This window comes from Leuconostoc mesenteroides subsp. mesenteroides (genome assembly GCA_009676745.1).
Lineage (GTDB): Bacteria > Bacillota > Bacilli > Lactobacillales > Lactobacillaceae > Leuconostoc > Leuconostoc koreense.
The window spans coordinates 84,393-96,788 of record CP046062.1 but is presented as its reverse complement, the minus strand read 5'-3'; the positions used below and the strand labels follow the sequence as shown (position 1 = coordinate 96,788).

Sequence of the window (12,396 nt, the reverse complement as noted above, 5' to 3'; positions counted from 1 at the left end):
AAATATTCTTGACACAAGTAGTGTAACGACTGCAAATGACGAGTATGGCAATGGTCTCCCTACAGCTAATTACGGCAATACTATTGACTGGACTAATCGTTATTACACTGTAACGAACGTTCCCGCTGGCTATACCTATGACACAAGTAAAGTCCAACCAACTAGCAGCCTTGTTTCAACCAATAATGATTTAATAACCATATTTGTTACTGCATCAGTCCAACAAGTGGACGTAACAGTTCAAAATACAGATAGCACGTCTATTAATGGATCTTCCTCCATTACAGTAACTGTAAATGGTTTTTCAAACCAAACTAAAACCTTAGGAGAGCTATTATCTGATTCAGGGGTGACGGAGAGTGGTTATCATTTGGCTCCTGAGTCAGCTCAGCAAAAATTCACATTCGATGCCAGCAAAAATGGCGCAAGTACAACTGATTCAGATAAGCAAGCACTAAGCATTAGCCTGACACCTGACTATCAGCAAGCAGTAGTTATTTCTACCAGCCAACCAACTAATAATCCTGTTACTAATGAAGCATATGAACAAATCCCTACTAGTTCTTCCAGTGCATCGGCTACAAAATATAGCAGTGATGGTTACTCAAATGGAGAAATATCATTTGGTGTAAGTGATTCAGATTTGGTACGACAAGGATTTACGTATACTGTATTAGGGGCAGATGGCAATACTTATGCATCTTTGGCAATGGCTTTGGCTGGATTCAGAAAGTTTGATACTACTACCAATGGGGATGCTAGAACAGATAATGATCCACAGTTGTATAGAGTTAACTATGCACCTGATCCTGTATCAGAATCTGCAAGTACCTCAACCTCACTAAGTGATTCAATGAGTGTGAGCGATAGTACCTCAACATCACTAAGTGATTCCACAGGTGTGAGCGATAGTGCCTCAGCATCACTAAGTGGTTCAACGAGTGTGAGCGATAGTACATCGACGTCATTAAGTGGCTCAACGAGTGCGAGCGATAGTGCCTCAGCATCACTAAGTGGCTCAACGAGTGTGAGTGACAGTACATCAACGTCATTAAGTGCTTCAACAAGTATGAGTGATAGTGCCTCAGCATCACTAAGTGGTTCAACGAGTGTGAGCGATAGTGCCTCAACCTCACTAAGTGGTTCAACGAGTGTGAGTGATAGTGCCTCAGCATCACTAAGTGGTTCAACGAGTGTGAGTGACAGTACCTCAACTTCATTAAGTGCTTCAACAAGTGTGAGCGATAGTGTCTCAGCATCACTAAGTGGTTCAACGAGTGTGAGTGACAGTACCTCAACTTCACTAAGTGGTTCAACGAGTGTGAGTGATAGTGCCTCAGCATCACTAAGTGGTTCAACGAGTGTGAGTGACAGTACATCAACATCATTAAGTGCTTCAACAAGTGTGAGCGATAGTGCCTCAGCATCACTAAGTGGTTCAACGAGTGTGAGTGACAGTACATCAACGTCATTAAGTGCTTCAACAAGTATGAGTGATAGTGCCTCAGCATCACTAAGTACTTCAACGAGTGTGAGTGATAGTAGCTCAACCTCATTAAGTAGCTCAGCATCACTAAGTGCTTCAACGAGTGTGAGTGACAGTACATCAACATCATTAAGTGCTTCAACAAGTGTGAGCGATAGTGCCTCAGCATCACTAAGTGGTTCAACGAGTGTGAGTGACAGTACATCAACGTCATTAAGTGCTTCAACAAGTATGAGTGATAGTGCCTCAGCATCACTAAGTACTTCAACGAGTGTGAGTGATAGTAGCTCAACCTCATTAAGTAGCTCAGCATCACTAAGTGGTTCAACGAGTGTGAGTGACAGTACCTCAACTTCACTAAGTGGCTCAACAAGTGCGAGTGATAGTACGTCAACGTCATTAAGTGGTTCAACGAGTGTGAGCGATAGTGCCTCAACTTCACTAAGTGGCTCAACAAGTGTGAGTGACAGTGCCTCAACATCATTAAGTGCTTCAACAAGTGTGAGCGATAGTACATCAACTTCACTAAGTGCTTCAACGAGTGTGAGTGACAGTACATCAACGTCACTAAGTGGCTCAACAAGTACGAGTGACAGTGCCTCAACTTCATTAAGTGCTTCAACAAGTGTGAGTGACAGTACATCGACGTCATTAAGTGCTTCAACGAGTGTGAGCGATAGTGCCTCAACTTCACTAAGTGGCTCAACAAGTGTGAGCGATAGTACCTCAACTTCACTAAGTGCTTCAACGAGTGTGAGTGACAGTACCTCAACATCACTAAGTGCTTCAACAAGTATGAGTGATAGTGCCTCAGCATCACTAAGTGGTTCAACGAGTGTGAGCGATAGTACATCGACGTCATTAAGTGGCTCAACGAGTGCGAGCGATAGTGCCTCAGCATCACTAAGTGGTTCAACGAGTGTGAGTGACAGTACCTCAACATCACTAAGTGCTTCAACGAGTGTGAGCGATAGTGCCTCAACTTCACTAAGTGGCTCAACAAGTGTGAGCGATAGTACCTCAACATCACTAAGTGCTTCAACGAGTGTGAGCGATAGTGCCTCAACTTCACTAAGTGGCTCAACAAGTGTGAGCGATAGTACCTCAACTTCACTAAGTGCTTCAACGAGTGTGAGTGACAGTACCTCAACATCACTAAGTGCTTCAACAAGTATGAGTGATAGTGCCTCAGCATCACTAAGTGGTTCAACGAGTGTGAGCGATAGTACATCGACGTCATTAAGTGGCTCAACGAGTGCGAGCGATAGTGCCTCAGCATCACTAAGTGGTTCAACGAGTGTGAGTGACAGTACCTCAACGTCATTAAGTGCTTCAACAAGTATGAGTGATAGTGCCTCAGCATCACTAAGTGGTTCAACGAGTGTGAGCGATAGTACATCGACGTCATTAAGTGGCTCAACGAGTGCGAGCGATAGTGCCTCAGCATCACTAAGTGGTTCAACGAGTGTGAGTGACAGTACCTCAACGTCATTAAGTGCTTCAACAAGTATGAGTGATAGTGCCTCAGCATCACTAAGTGGTTCAACGAGTGTGAGCGATAGTGCCTCAACCTCACTAAGTGGCTCAACAAGTGTGAGTGACAGTACCTCAACATCACTAAGTGGTTCAACGAGTGTGAGTGATAGTGCCTCAGCATCACTAAGTGCTTCAACGAGTGTGAGTGACAGTACCTCAACATCACTAAGTGGTTCAACAAGTGTGAGCGATAGTGCCTCAGCATCACTAAGTGCTTCCACAAGTGTGAGCGATAGTACGTCAACGTCATTAAGTGGCTCAACGAGTGTGAGTGATAGTACATCAACGTCACTAAGTGCTTCAACAAGTATGAGCGATAGTGCCTCAACATCACTAAGTGGCTCAACAAGTATGAGTGATAGTGCCTCAGCATCACTAAGTGCTTCAACGAGTGTGAGGGACAGTGCATCAACCTCACTAAGTGGTTCAACAAGTATGAGTGATAGTGCATCAACTTCACTAAGTACCTCAACAAGTATGAGTGACAGTACGTCAATGTCATTAAGTGCTTCAACAAGTGTGAGTGACAGTACATCAACTTCACTAAGTGCTTCAACGAGTGTGAGGGACAGTGCATCAACCTCACTAAGTGGTTCAACAAGTATGAGTGATAGTGCATCAACTTCACTAAGTACCTCAACAAGTATGAGTGACAGTACGTCAACATCATTAAGTGCTTCAACAAGTGTGAGTGACAGTACATCAACTTCACTAAGTGCTTCAACAAGTATGAGCGATAGTGCCTCAACATCATTAAGTGGTTCAACAAGTATGAGTGATAGTGCCTCAGCATCACTAAGTGCTTCAACAAGTGTGAGTGACAGTACATCAACTTCACTAAGTGGTTCAACGAGTGTGAGTGATAGTACGTCAATGTCATTAAGTGCTTCAACAAGTATGAGTGATAGTACGTCAATGTCATTAAGTGCTTCAACAAGTGTGAGTGATAGTGCCTCAGCATCACTAAGTGGTTCAACGAGTGTGAGTGACAGTACATCAACCTCACTAAGTGGTTCAACAAGTATGAGTGATAGTGCATCAACGTCACTAAGTGCTTCAATGAGTGTGAGCGATAGTACCTCAACCTCACTAAGTGATTCCACAGGTGTGAGCGATAGTATCTCAACCTCACTAAGTGGCTCAATGAGTGTGAGCGATAGTGCCTCAACTTCACTAAGTGGCTCAACAAGTGTGAGTGACAGTGCGTCAACGTCATTAAGTGCTTCAACAAGTGTGAGTGACAGTGCGTCAACGTCATTAAGTGCTTCAACAAGTATGAGTGATAGTGCCTCAGCATCACTAAGTGCTTCAACGAGTGTGAGTGACAGTACGTCAACTTCACTAAGTGGTTCAACAAGTGTGAGTGACAGTACCTCAACGTCACTAAGTGGTTCAACGAGTGTGAGCGATAGTGCCTCAGCATCATTAAGTGGCTCAACGAGTGTGAGTGATAGTACGTCAACGTCATTAAGTGGTTCAACAAGTGTGAGTGATAGTGCCTCAGCATCATTAAGTGGCTCAACAAGTGTGAGTGACAGTGCCTCAGCATCATTAAGTGCTTCAACGAGTGTGAGTGACAGTGCCTCAACCTCACTAAGTGGTTCAACAAGTGTGAGTGACAGTACCTCAGCATCACTAAGTGCTTCAACAAGTATGAGTGATAGTGCCTCAGCATCATTAAGTGCTTCAACGAGTGTGAGTGACAGTACGTCAACCTCACTAAGTGATTCAACGAGTATGAGTGATAGTGCCTCAACATCATTAAGTGGTTCAACGAGTGTGAGTGATAGTGCCTCAACTTCACTAAGTGCTTCAACAAGTATGAGTGATAGTGCCTCAGCATCATTAAGTGCTTCAACGAGTGTGAGTGACAGTACGTCAACCTCACTAAGTGATTCAACGAGTATGAGTGATAGTGCCTCAACATCATTAAGTGGTTCAACGAGTGTGAGTGATAGTGCCTCAACTTTACTAAGTGCTTCAACAAGTGCGAGTGACAGTACCTCAGCATCACTAAGTGCTTCAACGAGTATGAGTGATAGTGCCTCAGCATCACTAAGCGGCTCAACAAGTGCGAGTGATAGTACATCAACGTCACTAAGTGATTCAACAAATATCAGTGATAGTAATTCATCATCATTAATCAAAAATACGAATTTGATAAATCAACAGATTAATAATAGTGCTAAGCTACCAAGAACCAATGCTAGACAAAGCAATTATGTAGAGGGGCTGACAGCAGTAGTTACTATTCTAGCAATATTAGTATCAAAAAAAGCTAAAAAAACAAATAAATTGAAATAATTGATTTGTTAATTAGTAACAAAAAACACCTATTTCAGCTTACGCTGCGTAATAGGTGTTTTTCATATTTATAAATTTACAAATCTGGATTTTGGCGGAAAAAATTAGGTGTATAGCCAGTTATTTCTTTAAAAGTTTTGACAAAATAACTAGTAGTAGAAAATGATAACAAAGTTGAAATTTCAAGTAAGGATAAATTTGAAGTGAGGAGTAATTCCTTGGCAATATCGATTTTCGAGTTTCTAATAAATTTTGTAATGGTTGTACCGTATTCCTTTTTAAAAGCTGGATTTAATGCTTATTTTGATGCATTGAGTTCTTTAGCAATACTATCTAATGTAATATTGTCATGAATATGTTCTTTAATATATTGTTTAATTCTTTGATGAAGAGGTAAGAAATTATTAATTTTGTATACTTTCATAATTTTAAAATAATGCCAAGTGATTTTTCTGATAACTTGAAAAAAATCAATAAATTGTGGCGACAATTCAATTTCTTGGACAAGGTTATTATGAATTTGAAAAGCTCTTTTGATGGGGTATCCCCACTGGACAATTGCACGATTTAAGACAGCTACGTAAGAAATTAAAGTATCTTTTTCACCACGTATAATATTGTTAGAAGCGAACCTTTCACCAATAAGAGTTATATGAGATAAATCTTCTAGTGCTTTTGTTAATGCTATTTTATCTGAATATACTATTGCCTTGATAATGACAGTTTCGACATTAAAAAAAAATTCAGGATCAAACGGTACGTAATTCTTTTTATCGATATGAATTTTATCAGTAAATCGAGTAATGAGTACTTCATCATTTGGTGCTGAATTATTAGTATACAAAGTATAAATTAATTGCGCAGTAACTTTTAAATTGGAAAGGGAATGGAGCATTAATAATTCATTATTTAATGAATTGCATTCATTATAATTGAATGAGAAACAAATGATTTTTTCAGTAGTAACACGGACGGTCAAAATATGTCCTGAATTATAGTTTAACGAATGGAATGGATGATTAGTTAATAAATTGACATTTTCAGTCAATAAATTAACAGCATCGTTATTATAATCTTTCGAACAACTGTGTATATAATTTGCCTTTTTATCACGAATGCTTAGTAAAATAACTTCAGCGTTCAAAATGTTTGCTAATTTTTTAATATTGATCATTTGTCCCCCATTATTATTAATTATTTAAATAGTGTTTATAGTATTGTGATATGTTCTTGATACATTTATTCATAATTGTATAAAAACTTCGTATTAATAAACATGATTCGAATTCCAAAGTATCTTTATATGCTATGAAATTCCTTTTTTTATCATGAAATCATCAGTTAATTCATGGATAATGATGCTTGTGATATCAATATTCGCTTTGAGAGGATATTCACAATAGAATGCGGGGAGAGGAAAATGAATGGTAAAAAATAAAATACTGAATACAATATAAAAAATATGAGTTCAGCATAAATTATGTGTCATTTTAGTTTCTGATTTTATAAATTAAATACGGTATTTATTATATTTTAATGTTAAGCGTTTAACATTAAAGTTACTTAGTAGTTTAAATTATTTGATCAATACAAATTAAAATTACTCATCATTAAGCCAAGAACGGAGGGATTCTTAGAAAGGAGAAATATGAAAATTAACATTCATAAGCTTGTTAATAGCCCATTTGTGCGTTGTTTTAGTGTTTTTTTAATATTATCGACTTTAATAGCGAATGCGTTGATAGTACCTCTTACTACAGTATCTGCTGCAAGTGATATTACGCCCCAGTATACAGATAATGATATGGGTGTATTTCCAGTCAATTCATGGACTATTCCTAGACAAAATGATGTAATAAATCATCAGGGTGGAAATGTTTTAAATGGCTGGGATAAGACAAATACTTGGAATGGTGATTCAAATAATACAACCAATTCTTATTTGAAATTTGGAATGGATAATAACAACCCGGATTATCAAATTCGTAAATATGCTAAAGAAACATCTACACCAGGATTGTATGATGTTTACTTGAACGCCAAAGGTAATGAAGTTAATAATGTTAAGCCGGTTGATATTGTTTTAGTTGTTGATATGTCAGGATCGATGAATCCACAAAGTAATGGTGGAACAAATAGAGTTCAGGCAGTCAAAGACGGGGTTAATAATTTTTTGACCCAAATTAATTCTTCCGGCTTAGGAGAGTATGTTCGCGTTGGTGTTGTTGGTTTTTCGAGTCCAACTTTTATTGGTGGTTCAAACGGTTTTGTTAGTCAAGAGATAGGTTCAGTTAATAATGGACAGATTTCGGCGATTAATAATTTACTAAATCAGCGATTTCAAGGAGGAACATTTACACAAGCAGGCATACGCAGAGCACAACAAATGTTGTCATCAGATACTAGTAATAGTAAAAAAATGATGATTGTTATGACAGATGGTGTACCTACTTTTTCCAATCGTGTAACTAATTCGATTGTTAGCAACAATACAATCTTCGGAACTTCATTTAGTAACACTAGAGACGAGCCTGGGAATACTTCGAGTCTGCTAAGAAATAATAAAAGATATGTCGATGGTCGTTATACTGATAGTTCTGGAAATCGTATTAACGATACATGGGCCGCAACTCTAGGAGAAGCAAGATTAGCTCAACTAACAGGGAGTCAAATACACGCTCTGGGAATACAATTAGGTAATGATTATAATAATGTCACTAATCCATTTTATTTAAGTCAAGCTCAGGTTCGCTCACGCATGCAATTGATTGCTTCTAGTCCGGATTTGTATCAAGATGCTAACAACTCATCTGATGTTGAGACTTATCTAAATAATCAGGCTAAAAATGTTTTGAGTCAATTTAACACGGTCAATCAAGGAAGTATTTCAGATCCGTTAGGTACTCAATTCATTTATGGGGATGATACGCCAACAGTTAGGAGTGTGGGAAGGAGTGCTGTTCACAATTTACCAACAGTTACGAAATCAAACGGAAGTATCTCTGTAAGTAATATTAATCTGGGGAAAGATCAAGAAATTCAAATACATTATCAAGCGCATTTAAATACTGAATCAGATAGTTTTAAACCGGATTATTGGTATCAGATGAATGGCAAAACAATATTCACGCCGACAAAAGATGCTCATGCTGTGGAATTTGGTGTTCCTTCTGCGAAAGCACCTGGAACGGAGCTAAAGGTTACCAAACAATGGCAAGAGTTGACTGATTCATCGAAGCGACCAGATAGTATTAATTTTGAAGTAACGCGAACTACGAACAACCAATCCAACGATTGGCGGGCAACAGGTACTTTGAGTCAATCGGATAATTGGTCTAAAACTTTCAAACAGTTGAATCGAAATAATCAATCGGTTTCGTTACCAGCTTATGATAATAAAGGTGGAACGTTCAATTATCAGGTGCTAAACGAAAGCACAGATGGTTATGTTTCAAACATTACTAACAAAATAAATGAGTCAACGATAACCAATACACAATATGGTTTGATTATTGATAAGTATGCCAGTAACTCGAAAAATAAACTCACTGGAGCTGAATTCATTGTTAAATCAACAGATGGCAAGCAGTCCTATACGTTAAAAGATAATCAGTTACAGCAACTGACACCTGGGGATTACACCATTCAAGAAACGAAGAGTCCATCTGGGTATCAACTTGATGCTACGGTTTATCCAGTAACACTATCGCAAGATGGAAAATGGTCAAGTAGCGGTCAAGATATTAATGTGAAATCACCAACCAGTGATAGCGACGGTTATAAAGATGGTTTTTCTATTGCTACGGAACAATCAAACAATACTGACAAGAATAATGTTGTTAGATTCGTCAAAAATGATACTTTCAAAAAGTTTGATTTGACAGTTAATAAAGCTGATAAAGCAACTGGAAATGCGCTAAAAGGAGCTAAATTCTCATTAACCGATGCCAATGGTAAAACATCATCTTATAAAGAAACCGATCCAACAGCTATATTTACTTTTGAAAATCTTTCATCCGGAACCTATACTTTGAAAGAATTAAAAGCGCCTGATGGCTACATTACTAGTCAAGACGTCACAATAATCATTTCTGATGATGGCAGTGTTAAGGTAACTCATAATAATGGCGATTGGAAATCAACTTTACAAAATGATGCAGGGAATAATCAAATTAGCCTAACAGTCAACAATTCAAATAAAACTGTTTTTCCATCTACAGGTGGCACTGGTATTGTACGTTATATGTTGATAGCTGGTACCTTTATACTCATTGCCTTGGGTGCTAGCAGTTATTATCTTTTCCGAATAAAGCGAGGGAACCGATCATGATTAAAAAAATGATTGTGTTTATCATTACTTGTCTTTCATTTGGTCTGCTTAGTTTGCAACAAGATAATTTTAAGGTTTCAGCTGATACTGATAACCAATTTACGATAGAATTGCATCATCAGTTGAGCGTGTATGAATCAAATCCAGTATCCTATACTCCTGGTAGTAACGTAACATTTCAACTGTATGATTTGACGGCTGATTATCAAAAGCATGAAAATGATGAAAATTATTTTGAAGACTTGAAATCTCAAAATCAGGGTATTCAAAATTATATTCAAGACAATCAAATTCGGTTGATAGATACTAAAACTACTGATGCCAATGGACAAGCAGCATTTCATGTTTCAAAAGAATATGGAAAAGCTTATCTTATTGTGCAACAAAAGAGTAGCCAATTTGAAAATAATGGTTTGTCCTACGAGCAAGTGAGTGATCCAATAGCATTTTCAATAGGCGGCCAAGATATAGATAAAAATAAACTTGACATTGAAACCAAATCTGCCATTGTGACACGCATACCATATTTTTTTAAATATGGAAAAATGCTTGATCATAAAGAATTACCATTAGCAGGTGTCAAATTTGTGTTGTATAAAACAGTTAACAACCAAAAAAAATACTTGACTGATGACGATAGTTGGAAAACCACTGATAATCCACTACATGAGAAAGAAGTAAAAAAAGTCGTATCTGACGATGACGGTTTAGTTGCTTTGAATAATAGTAAGCTACCCGCGGGTCAATATTATTTTCAAGAGGTTCAAACATTAAAGAACTTTGAAATATCTTCTCAGGCACAACACATTAGTGTGAATATTCCAGCAGTCACTAGCTTAGCTAATTTACCGCCAATTACTGTTAATGGTGAGTCGTTGTCTAAAGTAGCTGCTGGGGTGATACCTAATGACGTGTATCAAAATGCAAGTCCGATAGTTTTGAATTACCAAAAAAAGCAACCACCGTTTGGATTGCCATTCTTACCAGAAACAGGAATAGCAATTGGTTCAATTTCTTTAGTTGGTTTGTTGATTATTTTATTGGTAATATTGATAAAAATTTATAATAAAAAATTACAATTAAAAAGGAGTTTTAAAAATGAAAAGTAAGTCATGGTCACAAATGGCTCATGCGATTTTACTCGTACTTCCTCTTTTAGTATCAGCCTTGTTTGGTGTTACTAGTGTATCTGCGGATACAACAGATAGTGTTAATGTTACATTGCATAAAAGGGTCTTTGATGAAGGGAAAGTACCAGATAGTAAGACCAATACAGGTGAAGTAGATAATAATTTTGGTGGAACGCCATTAGCAGGTGTTACTTTTACAGCTTATGATGTAACTGACCATTACTTGAATTTACGTTCTAATGGTGACACTGCTGAAAAAGCATCCCAAGAGGTTCAATCTGATGCCGCTGATGCTGCACCAAGTTACGCCACAAAAGTTGCAGAAGGTGTAACAGCTGGAGCCGATGGCACAGTAACTTTTTCAAATTTGAAGTCTAAGGACGGCGATAAAGACAAGGTTTACTTGTTTGTTGAAACAAATTCACCAACGAATGTTACACAAAAAGCTGCGCCAATTGTGTTAGCTTTACCCGTTTATAAGTCAGGGTCAGACTCAGAAATTAATTCTGATGTTCATGTTTATCCCAAGAACGAACAAGCTGATGCTATTACAAAAGATTTAAACGCCGAAAGTAAAAAAGATTTGATGGTGACATTGCCTGATGGATCAAAGGTTTATAATGCCACTTATGGTCAAAAGTTTGGTTATCAATTACAAATAGCAGTACCATGGAACATTGCGGATAAAGATACATTTAATGTAGTTGATACTCCTAACTTAGGTATTGATGATGATGCTACTACAGTAAAGGTTGCAGGATTAACTGAAGGAACTGACTATACAGTTTCGGCAACTAATGCAACTGCCCAAAATGGTAAAGGCTTTACAATAGAATTTATGACAAATTCAGCTGCTGTTAAGGCTGCTGCTGGTAAAAAGTTAACAGTTACTTATGATGCTACCTTGACTAATGCTGCCGTTCCTGACAAAGCATTGAACAACACGGCTACGTTAAAAATTGGTAACGGAACAGATGTTACTACTACACCGGTTCAAGGACCTGAAATTTACACTGGTGGTGTGAAATTTGTTAAACAAGACAAGCAAAGTGCTGCAAAGCTTGCTGGTGCAGAGTTCCAGTTGGTTAAGTTAAATGCTAATGGTGACAAAGTTGCCTACGCGACGCAAGCAACTGATGGTTCATACACATGGGCATCAAATAATGACTCAGCGACAACATATACATCAAATAATCAAGGATCAGTTGAATTAAAGGGTCTTGAATATTCAAGCAAGTTGTCTGATGGTCAAAGCTATGCACTTGTTGAAACAAAGGCGCCAACAGGCTATGCACTTTTGACAGCTCCTGTTAAGTTTACAGTTACTAAAGGAAGCTATGCTGATAATCAAACAATCACTGTGACAAACATTAAGAAGGGTATCTTACCATCAACTGGTGGTTCTGGTATCTACTTGTTCTTGATTGCAGGTGCACTTTTGATGAGTGGCGCATATGTTTGGAATAAGCGTAATAAGAAGAACCAAAATATCTAATCATATTTGAAAACTAAAGTGCAAACCATGTTCGTGGTGAGCACTTTTTTTATAAAAATAAATACTATGTTCATCATTCTTTGAAATAAATGTCTTCATTGCTAGTATGAGCCAT

General features: G+C 37.8%; 4 protein-coding genes and 2 pseudogenes. 3 read left to right on the top strand and 3 right to left on the bottom strand.

Annotation, left to right across the window (positions count from 1 at the left end):
* Nucleotides 1-795 precede the first annotated feature (795 nt).
* The 3 genes and pseudogenes from GJV51_00430 to GJV51_00420 all read right to left on the bottom strand — a co-directional run bounded on the left by GJV51_00430 (nucleotide 796) and on the right by GJV51_00420 (nucleotide 6,500).
* Entirely contained in the window at nucleotides 796-2,124 is a 1,329-nt protein-coding gene (locus tag GJV51_00430) for a hypothetical protein (protein QGM26088.1), read from the bottom strand.
* Nucleotides 2,125-3,123: 999 nt separating this feature from the next.
* A pseudogene (locus tag GJV51_00425) lies at nucleotides 3,124-5,142 on the bottom strand (hypothetical protein).
* Between the two features lie 260 nt (nucleotides 5,143-5,402).
* Nucleotides 5,403-6,500, bottom strand: a pseudogene (locus GJV51_00420) (helix-turn-helix domain-containing protein).
* A 474-nt stretch (nucleotides 6,501-6,974) separates the two neighbouring features.
* Here GJV51_00420 and GJV51_00415 point away from each other — a divergent pair.
* Genes GJV51_00415 through GJV51_00405 form a run of 3 tightly spaced genes read left to right on the top strand, consistent with a single transcriptional unit; the run spans nucleotide 6,975 to nucleotide 12,281 of the window.
* Complete coding sequence (locus tag GJV51_00415; protein QGM24543.1) at nucleotides 6,975-9,656, top strand: VWA domain-containing protein; 2,682 nt, start codon at nucleotides 6,975-6,977, stop codon at nucleotides 9,654-9,656.
* Nucleotides 9,653-10,765, top strand: a complete 1,113-nt coding sequence (locus tag GJV51_00410; GenBank protein ID QGM24542.1) for a hypothetical protein — start codon at nucleotides 9,653-9,655, stop codon at nucleotides 10,763-10,765. Before GJV51_00415 ends, GJV51_00410 begins: the two co-directional genes overlap by 4 nt.
* Nucleotides 10,755-12,281, top strand: coding sequence for a SpaH/EbpB family LPXTG-anchored major pilin (locus GJV51_00405; protein QGM24541.1), 1,527 nt, complete (start codon nucleotides 10,755-10,757; stop codon nucleotides 12,279-12,281). Before GJV51_00410 ends, GJV51_00405 begins: the two co-directional genes overlap by 11 nt.
* The last annotated feature ends 115 nt before the right edge of the window (nucleotides 12,282-12,396 follow it).